The sequence below is a fragment of the Formosa algae genome, from assembly GCF_001439665.1.
GTDB lineage: Bacteria > Bacteroidota > Bacteroidia > Flavobacteriales > Flavobacteriaceae > Formosa > Formosa algae.
In genome coordinates, this window is the sequence record NZ_LMAK01000067.1 from 1 (window position 1) to 13,221 (window position 13,221).

Annotated in this window: 14 protein-coding genes and 1 pseudogene; 1 reads left to right on the top strand and 14 read right to left on the bottom strand. The window is 33.1% G+C overall.

Going from position 1 to position 13,221, the window contains the following annotated elements:
* The 5 genes and pseudogenes from AST99_RS14020 to mce form a co-directional block, all read right to left on the bottom strand.
* Positions 1-296, bottom strand: a pseudogene (locus tag AST99_RS14020) (glutaconyl-CoA decarboxylase subunit beta); the annotation flags it as partial.
* Between the two features lie 62 nt (positions 297-358).
* Positions 359-787, bottom strand: a complete 429-nt coding sequence (locus tag AST99_RS14025; protein ID WP_057782715.1) for a biotin/lipoyl-containing protein — start codon at positions 785-787, stop codon at positions 359-361.
* A gap of 38 nt (positions 788-825) precedes the next feature.
* Positions 826-1,209 carry an OadG family protein gene (locus AST99_RS14030; RefSeq protein WP_057782717.1) on the bottom strand — a complete coding sequence of 128 codons (384 nt, stop codon included), beginning with the start codon at positions 1,207-1,209 and terminating at the stop codon, positions 826-828.
* A complete protein-coding gene (locus AST99_RS14035; RefSeq protein ID WP_057782718.1) occupies positions 1,209-2,768 on the bottom strand; it encodes an acyl-CoA carboxylase subunit beta in 1,560 nt (519 codons plus the stop codon). The genes AST99_RS14030 and AST99_RS14035 overlap by 1 nt, the downstream gene beginning before the upstream one ends.
* Positions 2,769-2,799: 31 nt before the next feature.
* Positions 2,800-3,207 carry a methylmalonyl-CoA epimerase gene (mce, locus tag AST99_RS14040; protein ID WP_057782720.1) on the bottom strand — a complete coding sequence of 136 codons (408 nt, stop codon included), beginning with the start codon at positions 3,205-3,207 and terminating at the stop codon, positions 2,800-2,802.
* A 174-nt stretch (positions 3,208-3,381) separates the two neighbouring features.
* Here mce and AST99_RS14045 point away from each other — a divergent pair, with 174 nt between their 5' ends.
* A complete protein-coding gene (locus AST99_RS14045) occupies positions 3,382-4,773 on the top strand; it encodes an MptA/MptB family glycosyltransferase (protein WP_057782722.1) in 1,392 nt (463 codons plus the stop codon).
* 131 nt (positions 4,774-4,904) lie between these two features.
* On the opposite strand, the gene AST99_RS14050 is transcribed toward AST99_RS14045, so the two are convergent.
* The 9 genes from AST99_RS14050 to AST99_RS14090 form a co-directional block, all read right to left on the bottom strand.
* Positions 4,905-5,132: a hypothetical protein gene (locus AST99_RS14050; RefSeq protein ID WP_057782727.1), complete on the bottom strand. Its 228-nt coding sequence runs from the start codon at positions 5,130-5,132 to the stop codon at positions 4,905-4,907.
* Positions 5,133-5,155: 23 nt separating this feature from the next.
* The gene (locus tag AST99_RS14055; protein WP_057782729.1) at positions 5,156-5,464 is read right to left on the bottom strand and encodes a hypothetical protein; all 309 of its coding nucleotides are present in this window, start codon (positions 5,462-5,464) and stop codon (positions 5,156-5,158) included.
* Positions 5,465-5,480: 16 nt separating this feature from the next.
* Positions 5,481-6,455: a deoxyhypusine synthase family protein gene (locus AST99_RS14060; RefSeq protein ID WP_057782731.1), complete on the bottom strand. Its 975-nt coding sequence runs from the start codon at positions 6,453-6,455 to the stop codon at positions 5,481-5,483.
* The gene (gene speB / locus AST99_RS14065; protein WP_057782733.1) at positions 6,445-7,383 is read right to left on the bottom strand and encodes an agmatinase; all 939 of its coding nucleotides are present in this window, start codon (positions 7,381-7,383) and stop codon (positions 6,445-6,447) included. The genes AST99_RS14060 and speB overlap by 11 nt, the downstream gene beginning before the upstream one ends.
* Positions 7,373-8,773, bottom strand: a complete 1,401-nt coding sequence (locus tag AST99_RS14070; protein ID WP_057782735.1) for an arginine decarboxylase — start codon at positions 8,771-8,773, stop codon at positions 7,373-7,375. Before AST99_RS14070 ends, speB begins: the two co-directional genes overlap by 11 nt.
* A 339-nt stretch (positions 8,774-9,112) precedes the next feature.
* Entirely contained in the window at positions 9,113-9,973 is an 861-nt protein-coding gene (locus AST99_RS14075) for a pseudouridine synthase (protein WP_057782737.1), read from the bottom strand.
* 67 nt (positions 9,974-10,040) lie between these two features.
* Entirely contained in the window at positions 10,041-10,946 is a 906-nt protein-coding gene (locus AST99_RS14080; protein WP_057782738.1) for a geranylgeranylglycerol-phosphate geranylgeranyltransferase, read from the bottom strand.
* A 48-nt stretch (positions 10,947-10,994) separates the two neighbouring features.
* The gene (locus AST99_RS14085; protein ID WP_057782740.1) at positions 10,995-11,924 is read right to left on the bottom strand and encodes a mevalonate kinase family protein; all 930 of its coding nucleotides are present in this window, start codon (positions 11,922-11,924) and stop codon (positions 10,995-10,997) included.
* Positions 11,925-12,134: 210 nt separating this feature from the next.
* Positions 12,135-13,220 carry a diphosphomevalonate decarboxylase gene (locus tag AST99_RS14090; protein WP_057782742.1) on the bottom strand — a complete coding sequence of 362 codons (1,086 nt, stop codon included), beginning with the start codon at positions 13,218-13,220 and terminating at the stop codon, positions 12,135-12,137.
* Between the last annotated feature and the right edge of the window lies 1 nt (position 13,221).

Genomic DNA, 13,221 nt, shown 5'->3' on the forward strand with positions numbered 1-13,221 from the left:
ATTGGAATTAAAAGCAAGGGTTCGTAATCGAATTTTATGCCGAGATAAATAAACACAATTCCAATAATAATCATGATGATATTTCCTCCGGCAGCATTTGCAAAACCAGTGTATTGATAAAATTGTTTAATACCTCCAATGGCTTCAGACACAAAACTACGTTCTGAATCGTGCTCTTGAGTAGATACTGAAGTTGTTGCTGTAGTGTTTGTTGCAGAGCTAAAACTTAATCCTAAAGCAGGTCTTATAAAAACTAGCAACGACAGCACTCCAAATATTAATATTACTTTCTTCATTTTTTTAGTGTTTTTGAACGTCGAAATACATTTTTCTTAAAAATATACTTGTCTGTTAATGCCTATTCTAATTCTATCATTACTTCGCTCTGTAAAACTTGCTGCCCAACGGAAACATTAATTGCAGATACCACTCCTGATTTATCTGACGTAATATTATTTTCCATTTTCATGGCTTCTAATACCAGTAATAAATCGCCAGGTTTTACCGTATATCCTACTTTTACATTTAAACTTAAAATGATACCTGGAATAGGTGCTGTTATTTTTACACTACCAGAACCCGAACTCGGATTTTTAATCTTTACTGGTTCCGGAGCTGCTTTAGATGCTGTACGGACAAGAGTTGGTGTTTTTACCGTTTTCAACTCTTCTTTCATTTTAACAGAATATTTCGTCCCGTTTACTTCTAAATCTATTATGTTATTCTCTTGCGAAACAATTCTAACACTGTAACTGTTTTCGTTTATATTGAATGTGAAATTTTTCATGTTTTAATGTCTTTAAATATTCAAAAATTACCCCTTAACTACCGCTTATTGTACACGCCGTAAATTTTAGAACTCCAAGGCGAGTACATTTTACGAGCTTGTTTAATAGTTAGTATTGCATTTTCATGATCGTGTTGTTCGTTTAAATGCAAATGAATAGCGGTAGAAATAGCCGCAGCTATCTCTCCAGTAAAATCTTCGTTCTGTTTCGGTGAAATATCTGAAACTTTACGATCTGGTCCTTTAGATATAATTTTATATATGTAAAGCATTAAAGGCAAGGCATATTTAAAGAATAAGGTTAAAATAATTAAACCTGCAAACACAATTAATAAACCTGTTACTAATACGATATATCCTTCCTCTATAGGATCTACAGGAAGTGCATCTTTGACTTGTATCAATGTTAATAAATGTCTCATTATAGCGGAATGTTTGAATGTTTCTTAGGCGGATTTACCTCTTTCTTATTTGCTAATAATTCTAGCGCTCTTACAATTCTAAATCGCGTATTTCTAGGCTCAATCACATCATCAATAAATCCGTATTTCGCAGCAACATAAGGATTAGCGAACTTGGTATTGTACTCATGTTCTTTTTCATTGATATAGGTTTGTTTCTCACCAGCATCTTCTATTTTTCTAATATTAGACCCTTCTAAAACCTCTACTGCTCCTTTAGCACCCATTACTGCAATTTCTGCGGTTGGCCATGCATAATTTAAATCGCCTCGCAATTGTTTACAACTCATAACATCGTGCGCACCACCATAAGATTTACGCAATGTAATTGTCACTTTTGGCACTGTAGCTTCGCCATAAGCAAATAGTAATTTAGCTCCATGTAAAATAATCCCTGCATATTCTTGTCCTGTTCCTGGTAAGAATCCTGGCACATCTACTAAAGTGACGATAGGAATATTAAAAGCATCACAGAATCTTACGAATCGTGCTGCTTTTCTAGACGCTTCACAATCTAACACACCTGCATAATATTTAGGCTGATTCGCTACAATACCTACAGAACGTCCATTAAATCGTGCAAAACCAACAACTATGTTTCGAGCGTAATCTCTATGTACTTCTGTAAACTCACCATTATCTGTAAGAATAGAAATGACATCTACGATATCGTAAGGTTGATTCGCATTTTCTGGAATGATATTATTTAAAGCATCGTCTAATCGGTCTATAGGATCTGTACAATTTACTACTGGCGCTTCTTCTAAATTATTAGAAGGCAAGTAGCTTAATAGTTTTCTAATTAATAGTAAATTTTCTTCATCGCTATCTGCTAAGAAATGAGATACTCCAGATTTTGTAGAATGTATTTTCGCGCCACCAAGTTGTTCGGTAGTCACTTGTTCTCCGGTTACAGATTGCACCACTTTAGGTCCAGTTACAAACATATAACTAGTTTGATCTGTCATGATTGTAAAATCTGTTAAGGCTGGAGAATATACAGCACCACCTGCACAAGGTCCTAATATTGAAGAAATCTGAGGAATAACTCCAGACGCCATTATATTTCTTTGAAAAATCTCTGCATATCCAGCAAGAGATCTTACTCCTTCTTGGATACGTGCTCCACCACTATCATTCAATCCAATTACAGGCACACCAATTTTCATGGCCATATCCATAATTTTACAGATTTTTAAAGCATATGTTTCAGAAAGCGATCCTCCAAAAACTGTAAAATCTTGAGAAAATACATATACTATTCTTCCGTCTATAGTTCCGTGTCCGGTAATCACACCATCAGATAAATATATTTGTTTGTCTAATCCGAAAGATTTTGTTCTGTGCGTAACAAACATGTCGAATTCTTCAAAACTATCATCATCTAAAAGAATATCTATTCGCTCACGCGCAGTTAATTTTCCTTTTGCGTGTTGCGATTCGATACGCTTTTCACCACCACCTAATTTTGCTTTTGCTCTTTTTTCAATGAGCTCATTAATTTTTTCTTGATTTGCCATTAGTACGTGTTTTGTTTGTCTTTTTATTAAACTATTTTTCTTTTGAACAAAGTTCTGTAAGAACGCCTTGGGTTGATTTAGGGTGAAGGAAGCCAATATTAAGTCCCTCTGCACCTTTTCTTGACGTTTTATCTATAAGTGTTACGCCGCGCTCTTCCGCTAGTTTTAAAGCTTCTGTAGAATCGTTTACAGCAAATGCAATATGATGCATACCTTGGCCTTTTTTAGCAACAAATTTTCCTATTGGTCCGTCTGGAGACGTGCTTTCTAGTAATTCTATTTTAGTTTGTCCTACTAAAAAGAATGCCGTTTTAACTTTTTGGTCGGCCACCTCTTCAATAGAATAACATTTTAATCCTAATACACCTTCGTAGTATTTAATAGACTCTTCTAAATTCTCAACAGCAATCCCGATATGCTCTATATGTGAAATATTCATTTTAAAATTATTTATTATGATTATTTATAATGTTCTTTACAAAATTACACTATGATTATAAGTTAATTTATGATAGTTATCATGTATAACGGACAAAAACATCGTGTTATTTCAAACGTTATAAATTATACATTTAACTGATAAACAGCAAATTAAAACCTACACATTTATATTATGAACACAATATTAAGTGTTAAAATAAAGTTAACAATTACCGTTTTTCTTGTAATTTTCATTTTTTCAATAAACTATATTTTTGCTTATCATTTAATCAGAACAGAGTATGTTAAACTTATAATACTGTATTTGTCGTTAGGAGCGTTAAGTTACAAACTCGTGAAGATTGGACAGTTAAATTCTAGACAATTAATTGGTGTAGCATGTATATCTAGACTTATTTTTTTAGTTGCAACACCAAACTTATCTCAAGATTTCTACCGTTTTATTTGGGATGGGCGTATGATTTTTCAGGGTTATAATCCGTATTTGTACACTCCAGACTTTTTCTTTGCCAAAGGAGAGCTTCCTATACCGCAAGCAGAAATCTTGTATAACGGAATGGGACCGTTAAGCGCTTCCCATTTTACCAACTATCCGCCTGTTAGTCAGTTTTGTTATTTTATGGCTGCCGTATTTGCAAACTCCTCTATATTAGGTTCAATAATTGTTATGCGCTTACTTATTATATTGGCAGATATTGGAATTCTACACTTTGGAAGTAAACTTTTAAAACATCTCAATTTACCAAGCAATCGGATCTTTTGGTATTTTTTAAATCCATTTATTATTATAGAGCTAACAGGCAACTTACACTTTGAGGGCGTTATGCTCTTCTTTCTTGTATTGAGTTTATACCTGTTGCAAAAATTAAAATGGCAATGGGCTGCTGTTGCATTTTCGCTATCTGTAGCCACTAAATTAATTCCGTTAATTTTTCTACCCTTTATTTTTAAATATTTAAAACTGAAACAAGGGTTTCTATTTTGTGCCATAGTAGGACTTATTAACATAGCTCTCTTCTTACCCTTTGTAAGCACAGAATTTATTACTAACTACGCAGAAACTGTCGGGCTTTGGTTCAAAAATTTCGAGTTTAATGCTAGCTTATTTAACATTGCTAAAGGCATCGGGTTTGCAATTACGGGACATAATAAAATAAAGCTTATTGGTCCTATTATGGCTATGTTAGTTATTTTATATATTGCTATTACCACCTATAAAGCAGCATTAAAAGACATGAAAAATCTTTTAGTTAATATGCTACTGCTAATTGCGTTATATTATTTTATGGCCACAACCGTACATCCTTGGTACGTGAGTTTATTATTGGTTTTATCTATGTTTACAAGCTATAAATTCCCTTTGGTATGGAGTGTAACTATAATATTTAGTTATCTGGCTTATGTCAGTTCAGACAACACAGAAAATTTATGGGTAATTGCTTTTGAATATATTATCGTATATGGCGTATTTATATATGAAGTACTATTAAAAAAGCAAATAGGCAAGTCTGTTAGTTTGCAAAATGAAGTCGGAAATTCGCGATTAAACGACAATACAAAGTAAAACGGTCTAAACAACATGAATTTGTTTAGACCGTTTTTAGGTTTTATAGCTTACATTTTAAGACAACACAGCCTAAGTGTCGCTTTATAAGTGAAAGCTCACTTGAAATGATAATAGTATTTTAAAACTGTTTACGACACGAGTTTTAAACTATCTATTCTGTAAATTACATCGTCGTCGCTAGCAGAAACTTCTACGAATGTAATTTTAAAGGTTTGATCGATATAGCTTTCATCATGCTTTAAATCGAATTGTTTTAAAGCGCGAGGATGAATCTCATCAAAAATCATATCCTCACCATTTTCAAACATAAACGTGTATAATCCGTTTGTGTAAGATTGAAAAACAGCAACTTTCATTTTAAGTTATTTTTATTTTTTATTTAATCGTTATCGTCATCTTCTGCATCTTCGTCTTTAACTTCGTCGAAGTCTACATTGGCTTCATCATCTGCAACATCATCGTCTTCATCGTCTTCAATGTAGTTTTCCATGGCTTTAACCAATCTCACTCCTACTTTTACTAAGTAAATCGTGTCTTCGGTTTTAACCTCTACAGCTTCAACAATTTCATTCTTTGCATTTCTAAATGAAATGATATCTGAATCATCATATCCATCAGGAAATTTTTCAACAAGAAGATCTAAAATGTCTTCATTTAATTTTTGGTAGTCTACAATTACGCGTTTCATTCTTTTGTATAACGGGTTACATATCTAATAAATAAGCAAAAACTAATGGAGCAACAATGGTTGCATCACTTTCAATAATAAATTTAGGAGTGTCTATATCTAACTTACCCCAGGTAATTTTTTCGTTTGGTACAGCTCCAGAATACGATCCATAACTTGTTGTTGAATCTGAAATCTGACAGAAATAGCTCCAGAATGGTGTTTCTGGACGCTCCATATCTTGGTACAACATAGGTACAACACAAATTGGAAAATCTCCAGCAATACCACCTCCTATTTGGAAGAAACCAATACCATTTTCTGAATTTGCTGTATACCAATCTGCTAAGAACGTCATGTACTCTATACCAGATTTCATGGTACTTGCTTTTAATTCGCCTTTAAGCACGTAACTAGCAAAGATGTTACCCATTGTACTATCTTCCCAACCTGGACAGATAATAGGCAAGTTCTTTTCGGCAGCAGCATACATCCAAGAATCTTTTAAATCGATCTCGTAATACTCTTCTAGCACACCAGATAATAACATTTTGTACATATATTCATGTGGTAGGTAGCGTTCGCCTTTAGCTTCTGCTTCTTGCCAAATTTTAAAAATATGTTCCTGTAAACGTCTAAACGCTTCTTCTTCTGGAATACATGTATCTGTAACACGGTTTAATCCTTTCTCTAATAAATCCCATTCTTCTTGAGGTGTTAAATCGCGATAGTTAGGCACACGCTTGTAATGCGAATGCGCAACTAAGTTCATGATATCTTCTTCAAGGTTTGCACCTGTACAAGATATAATTTGTACTTTATCTTGACGAATCATTTCTGCAAAAATCTTTCCTAATTCTGCAGTACTCATCGCACCTGCTAAAGACACTAACATTTTAGCACCTTTATTTAATTGATCTTCATACCCTTTTGCAGCATCTACTAAAGCAGCGGCATTAAAGTGTAAATAATATTTTTCTATAAAATTTGAAATTGCTCCTTTAGTACTCATCGTCTTCTATGAATTTTGATGTGTTATTTTTTTGTGTTTTACTTTCGAATGTGTTGTCGTAGTCATCGTCTATGTTTTCATCCATAAATTTATAACTCAACATTTTATAATACAATTTTGCGGCAAGAAAATCTGAAGATTTTTCTTTTTTGTTCGGACAAAGCTCTACAATGTCAAATCCTACCACGTTTTTTTCTTCAAAAACTTTCTTTAAAAAGTCTAAGGTTTCGTACCAAAATAGTCCTCCTGGCTCTGGAGTTCCGGTGCTTGGCATAATAGATGGATCTAACGCATCTAAATCGAATGTAATAAAAACATTCCCTGTCATTTGCTCTATAGCGCTATCCATCCAAAACTCGTTAGCCGCTAATTCGTGAGCGAAATACGTCTTTTCAGGATCCATAACCGTGGTTTCTTTAACATCCATAGAACGAATTCCAACTTGAATTAAATTGGTTGTTTGACTCGCTTCGTAAACAGCACAAGCATGATTACATGTCGAGCCGTGGTACGATTTACGTAAATCTGCATGCGCATCGATATGTAATACCGTTAAATCGTTAAAACACTCATTAAACGCTCTAATAGACCCTATAGAAATAGAATGTTCGCCTCCAAAAAGAGTTACAAACTTGTTCTTCTTTATATATTTCTTGGTCATTTTATGAACGGCATCTACCATAGCTTCTGGCGAGCTGTTTTCTGTCACCGCATCTGCCAAGTACACACCTTGTTGGTACACTTCAGTTTGTGTCTCAATATCGTACGTTTCCATATTTTCAGAGGCATCTAAAAAGGCTTTTGGCCCTTTGTCTGCACCTTTTTGCCATGTACTTGTACCATCATAAGGTACTGGAATTAATACAATTTTAGCTGTTTCTAATTTTGCATAATCTTCAGGAATTCCAGCATACGTTTTATAGCTCATTGTAACCTAAAATTTTAAGTAAGTCTTCACTTTTTTGTTGTTCGCTAAATAATTTTGTGGTGATGTTACCATCTTCATCCTTATCTATTAAGATATGTTTTGGAGTCGGGATTAAACAGTGTTGTAATCCACCAAAACCTCCAATAGTTTCTTGGTAAGCTCCCGTATTAAAGAAGCCAATATATAAGGGTTTATCTTTGTTATATTTTGGTAAGTAAATCGCATTCATATGCTGTTCACTATTGTAATAATCGTCGCTGTCGCAAGTTAAACCTCCTAATAACACACGCTCGTAACTTTCGTGCCAACGGTTAATTGGCAACATAACAAAACGTTTGTTTATAGCCCAAGTATCTGGCAAAGTTGTAATGAAAGATGAATTTATCATATTCCATTTTTCACGATCGTTTTGTTGTTTTTGATACAAAACTTCGTAAACCGCTCCTCCACTCTCACCTACTGTAAAGCTACCAAATTCTGTAAAAATATTTGGCACGTCGACTTCTTCCTCTTCACAAACCATTTTAATCTGGTGTAAGATTTCATCGACCATATATTCATAATCAAACTCGAAAGCCAATGAATTTTTAATAGGAAAACCACCACCAATATTTAAACTATCTAAGGTTGGGCATATCTTTTTTAATGCCGTGTACACCTTTAAACATTTTAATAGTTCGTTCCAATAATACGCATTATCGCGGATTCCAGTGTTTATAAAAAAGTGGAGCATTTTAAGCTCTACTTGATCGTTATCTTTAATTTGTCTGTTGTAAAAAGGGACAATATTTTTGTATCCAATTCCTAATCTAGAGGTATAAAACTCGAACTTTGGCTCCTCCTCTGAAGCGATACGAATTCCGATACTGTATTTACCATTAATTTCTTCAGACAACAAATCAATTTCTTCGTAATTGTCTATGATTGGTACACAGTTTTTATGTCCTCCATTAATTAATCTAGCAATGTTAGTCACATATTGTGCACGCTTAAAACCGTTGCTAATCACAAAAGTTTCATCTGTAATTTTACCTTCTTTCTTTAAACTTTCTACAATATCAATATCGAAAGCCGAAGAGGTTTCAATATGAATATCGTTTTTTAAAGCCTCGTGTAACACATGTTTAAAATGTGAGCTTTTTGTGCAATAACAATAATTATACTTCCCTTTGTACTCGTTCTTTTCTATAGCTTTTGCAAACCATCCTTTAGCACGGGAAATGTTGTTCGATATTTGTGGTAAATAGGTGAACTTTAAAGGTGCACCATATTCTTCTATCAATTTCATTAAATCTATATCGTGAAATTGTAGTGTTTTATTACGTAATTTAAATTCTTCTTGTGGGAAATAAAAAGATTGATTTATTAGATCAATGTATTTAGTATTCATGATTTGATGATATAATAATTAAAAAAAATAATTTACGCAGACTATTCTGCATAATACAATTTATTATGTTAACTATTTATCAAATCTGAATTTGACTATGGGTTGTAGGAATAAAGCCATACACATGTTGGCTTTTAATTATGGAGTATGCGGAAGTTAGCTCTAAAATTCGGTTGCTCATCTGATAAGCAGCTTTTGAATATGACTTCCTAATTTTCAAAAGCCCGAACACAGAAACACTTTTCATGATGTTCAGCTAAACGCTTATACAAATGTGCTATAAAAAATCGAAAAAAAAACTTTTTTTCGATTTTTTTTCAAAAACTTTTAAATACTGAATTACAGCATTTTAAGACTAATAACTTCTTGTTCTGTTAGATGTTTCCAGTGTCCGCGAGGAATATCTTTTTTAGTAAGTTGTCCAATACTAACACAATCTATCTTTTCGATATCGTATTTTAAATAATCAAAAATGGTACGGATTATTGTACTTCCTGTATTTTTAACCTTTAAACCAATTTCTTTTTTAGAACCTTTATCAATATAACTTATCTCTTCTACTGCTACAAGCTTGCCTTCTACTTTAAAACCTTCCTTGATTTTTATAAAATCTTCATGTTTTAAGTTTTTATTCAGCTCGATATGAAATAACCTAGGTACTCCATTTTTAGAGTTTGTAAACTTTTTTGCAACATCTTCATCATTAGTAAATAGAATTAACCCTAAAGAGTTTCTTCCTAAACGCCCAATAGGCTTTATTTTAGAAGACGTTGCATTTGCTACTAAATCCATTACGGTACGACCTTTACCTTCACTTGTAGTTGTAGCAAAACCTTTTGGTTTATTTAAAAGCACATAGGCTTTCTTTTCTGGGTTTACACGCGCACCATCAAAACGTATTTCGTCTTCAAGTTTAACCTTGTATCCCATTTCGGTAACAATCTTACCATTTACAGAAACCAAACCTGTAGAAATATGCATATCGGCATCGCGACGTGAGCAAATACCTGAGTTTGCAATATATTTATTTAAACGAATATCGCCTGGATTCGATTTCTTTGGTTCAGACTTAGGTGTATTATTTGTAACAACCTGTTTTTTTATAGGCGCATTTCCTCTTGCATAACTTGTATTTCGTGAATTTCCTGATCCGCGTCCTGAAGCTTTTCCTTTTTTATTGCTGCCTTGTTGCTTATTCATTGTGATGTATTTATTTTGTGCAAAGATATACTATAATTTACGATTTCTTATTTTTATGTAAATCCTTTTAAAAAAGGCGGTTTAAAACCAAATCTACATCTATAAGTAGTAGACTAAATACACCAGAAAAAATAATAAATTTTAGAATATTATGAAGAATTAAATAATGTTTTTTTGAATCTGAATTCCATAACAACACCAAAAACAGAGCCAATAAAAACATGGTGAAATAAAAGAAATAATACATGTGGCCAATATCAAATCTTGTAAGCAAGAAATAGGCTGGCACAAATGTTAATGTAGCTAACACGGTTAGCATAATTTTTGAATAGTTCTCGCCATATGCTATAGGGATAGTTTTATAATTCTGAACCAAATCGCCAGGGATATTTTCTAAGTCTTTAATTAACTCGCGCATTGAAATGATTAAAAATAGATAAGTCGCATGCACAAAAATAACGTGCTCGAAATTCTGATAATACATAAAAATTGCAAAGAATGGCGTTATGGTTAAAATGGCAGATGTAACATTCCCGACAACAGGCATTTTTTTTAATTTGTGTGAGTAAAACCAAATCCCGAAAATATATAAGGCAAAAAAGATAACAGCCTTAAATGATACATAACTGGCCATAATTACAGCAAGCAAATTAAGTACAAAATAAAAGGAGAGTTTTACATTCTGACTAATTAACCGATCTAGCATCGATTTTTGAGGCCTATTAATTAAGTCCTTTTCGGAATCGTAAAAATTATTAATAATGTATCCGCCAGCAATGGTTGCTGAAGATGCCAATACCAACATAAATAAATTAAGATCGAAAATAACCTCACGAACTGGTTTTTCGTGCGCTAAAACATACACTGCTGTAACATATTGCGCAACAACAACCATAAGTACATTATAGCCTCGTACTACAGAAAACATACTGAAAAATTTCAACAAAATATGTTTATGTTTTCTAGAGAACATAGCTATAAATTAAAAAAGAGGGAGTTAAAAAAAATGGGCTTCGGCCTACTAGAAATTGTAAACCACTTCTAGTTTATAAGCATGAAGTGCTTGTTTTGCTTTTTCAAAATCTTCAGCAAATCCAAGAATATAACCACCGCCGCCAGAACCACAAAGTTTTAAATAGTAATCGTTAGATTCTAACCCTTTTTTCCATAAGTCGTGAAACTGCTGTGGAATCATAGGCTTAAAATGATTTAAAACAATTTTAGATAATTGTTTAGTATTTTTAAATAACGACTTAACATCGCCTTTTAAGAAATCATCTACACAAGCATCGGTATGTTTTATAAACTGATCTTTAATCATGTTTCTAAACCCTTCTTGCTTCATGTTTTCCATAAAGATTTGAACCATCGGAGCTGTTTCTCCAACAATACCACTATCTATTAAAAACACTGCACCTTTACCATCACTTTTTTGAGATGGAATACCCGTTGCTTCAATATTATCTTTAGAGTTAATTAAAATAGGAATACTTAAATAACTATTTAAAGGATCTAAACCTGAAGATTTTCCGTGAAAAAAAGATTCCATTTCTGAGAAAATGGTTTTCAACTTTAATAATTTTTCACGTGTAAGATTTTCTAGAACTGTAATTTTATCTTGTGCATACTCATCGTAAAGTGCGGCGACTAATGCACCGCTACTTCCTACGCCATAGCCTTGAGGAATAGACGAATCAAAATACATACCTGCATCGATATCTGCATTCAATTTTACAACATCAAAAACCACTAAATCTGGATTAATAGTAGCTAAATAAGCCGCATAACGATTTAAACTTTCGTTAGACTTTATTGTTTTTTCTGTTGGTGTATCCATTAATTTTAAAGCACCATTATAAAAACTATAAGGAATAGACAATCCCTTGCTATCTTTTATGATACCATATTCACCAAAAAGTAAAATCTTAGAATAAAATAAAGGTCCTTTCATGTATACACAATTACAAATTGTTGCTGCAAAATTAACAATTAAATTCTGTTTATATACTTATTTACACAATAAATCGTTGTACTACCATTAACGCTATTCCACTGACTCTTAACGCTATCGCTGTTTTATAAGGGATTACGCACAACAAGTATCCTTTTCCAATCTGTTTTAAATGTTAAATATAAAGGATAAGTACGTCTTATTTATATTTTATATGGTAAGTGCTTTCGCTCCAAAACCAATTTCATCACAAATGTATTGTCCGTTTTGGCAATGGCTAGCTAATTCGTTTTTTATAAAATCTAAAATTGCATTGGCTTCTGCTTTTGGGTATAATACATGCACATTGGCACCTGCATCTAAAGTAAAACCAATATGTAATCCGGTGTCTTTTCTAAACGCCCAAATTTTATTAATAACCTCTAAAGTGTTTGGCTTCATTAAAATAAAATACGGCATACTTGTCATCATCATCGCATGCAGCGTTAGAGCCTCACTTTCTATAAGCGAGATAAAGTCGTCTAAGTTTCCTGATGCTAAAATAGGCTTCAGGTTTGCTAAATTATCATGTGCTTGTGCAAAACGTTGTGTTGCAAAAGGATGTCCGTGCATTAAATTATGCCCAACGGTACTACTTACCTGTTTTTCACCTTTATCGACTAATAAAATAGTGTCCTGATAATTTTTAAAGTTATCATGAACGGCATGCGGATATTTTACACCAAATAAATCCGAACTAGCTTCTACAGTAGTATTTTCTCCCCAAACAATAATATCGCCTTCAACACTTCTACACGCAGATCCAGATCCTAAACGAGATAGAAATGACGCCTTCTTATTAAAAAATGCAGTAGTCATTTCTGGCTGAAGTTCTTTCTCTAAACTCATTAAACACAAGGCCAAAGCACTCATTCCGCTTGCCGATGATGCAATTCCAGAACTATGCGGAAATGAATTTGATGTTTCAATTTTAAATTGAAATTGTTTTAAAAACGGCAAATAGATTTCTACACGTTCAAAAAAGGTCTTAATTTTTGGCTGAAAATCAGGTTTATGTTCACCATCTAAATACACTTCAAAATTAAAAGCTGATGGATCTTCATTTTTAGCATACGATAAAACCGTTGTGGTTTTACAATGATTTAACGTAAAACTAATAGATGGGTTTTCTGGAATTTGATGTTTCTTTTTCCCCCAATATTTCACTAAAGCAATATTACTTGGCGATTCCCAAGATACTTGGCCTTCTGAGATTTGATTATCGTAAGGCTGAGGAATAAATTGTTGTTCGGTCATG

Excerpts from the sequence above, each read along its gene's own strand:
- AST99_RS14025 (WP_057782715.1), bottom strand. The coding sequence starts at position 787 with ATGAAAAATTTCACATTCAATATAAACGAAAACAGTTACAGTGTTAGA.
- AST99_RS14030 (WP_057782717.1), bottom strand. The coding sequence starts at position 1,209 with ATGAGACATTTATTAACATTGATACAAGTCAAAGATGCACTTCCTGTA.
- AST99_RS14035 (WP_057782718.1), bottom strand. The coding sequence starts at position 2,768 with ATGGCAAATCAAGAAAAAATTAATGAGCTCATTGAAAAAAGAGCAAAA.
- mce (WP_057782720.1), bottom strand. The coding sequence starts at position 3,207 with ATGAATATTTCACATATAGAGCATATCGGGATTGCTGTTGAGAATTTA.
- AST99_RS14045 (WP_057782722.1), top strand. The coding sequence starts at position 3,382 with ATGAACACAATATTAAGTGTTAAAATAAAGTTAACAATTACCGTTTTT.
- AST99_RS14050 (WP_057782727.1), bottom strand. The coding sequence starts at position 5,132 with ATGAAAGTTGCTGTTTTTCAATCTTACACAAACGGATTATACACGTTT.
- AST99_RS14055 (WP_057782729.1), bottom strand. The coding sequence starts at position 5,464 with ATGAAACGCGTAATTGTAGACTACCAAAAATTAAATGAAGACATTTTA.
- AST99_RS14060 (WP_057782731.1), bottom strand. The coding sequence starts at position 6,455 with ATGAGTACTAAAGGAGCAATTTCAAATTTTATAGAAAAATATTATTTA.
- speB (WP_057782733.1), bottom strand. The coding sequence starts at position 7,383 with ATGAGCTATAAAACGTATGCTGGAATTCCTGAAGATTATGCAAAATTA.
- AST99_RS14070 (WP_057782735.1), bottom strand. The coding sequence starts at position 8,773 with ATGAATACTAAATACATTGATCTAATAAATCAATCTTTTTATTTCCCA.
- AST99_RS14075 (WP_057782737.1), bottom strand. The coding sequence starts at position 9,973 with ATGAATAAGCAACAAGGCAGCAATAAAAAAGGAAAAGCTTCAGGACGC.
- AST99_RS14080 (WP_057782738.1), bottom strand. The coding sequence starts at position 10,946 with ATGTTCTCTAGAAAACATAAACATATTTTGTTGAAATTTTTCAGTATG.
- AST99_RS14085 (WP_057782740.1), bottom strand. The coding sequence starts at position 11,924 with ATGAAAGGACCTTTATTTTATTCTAAGATTTTACTTTTTGGTGAATAT.
- AST99_RS14090 (WP_057782742.1), bottom strand. The coding sequence starts at position 13,220 with ATGACCGAACAACAATTTATTCCTCAGCCTTACGATAATCAAATCTCA.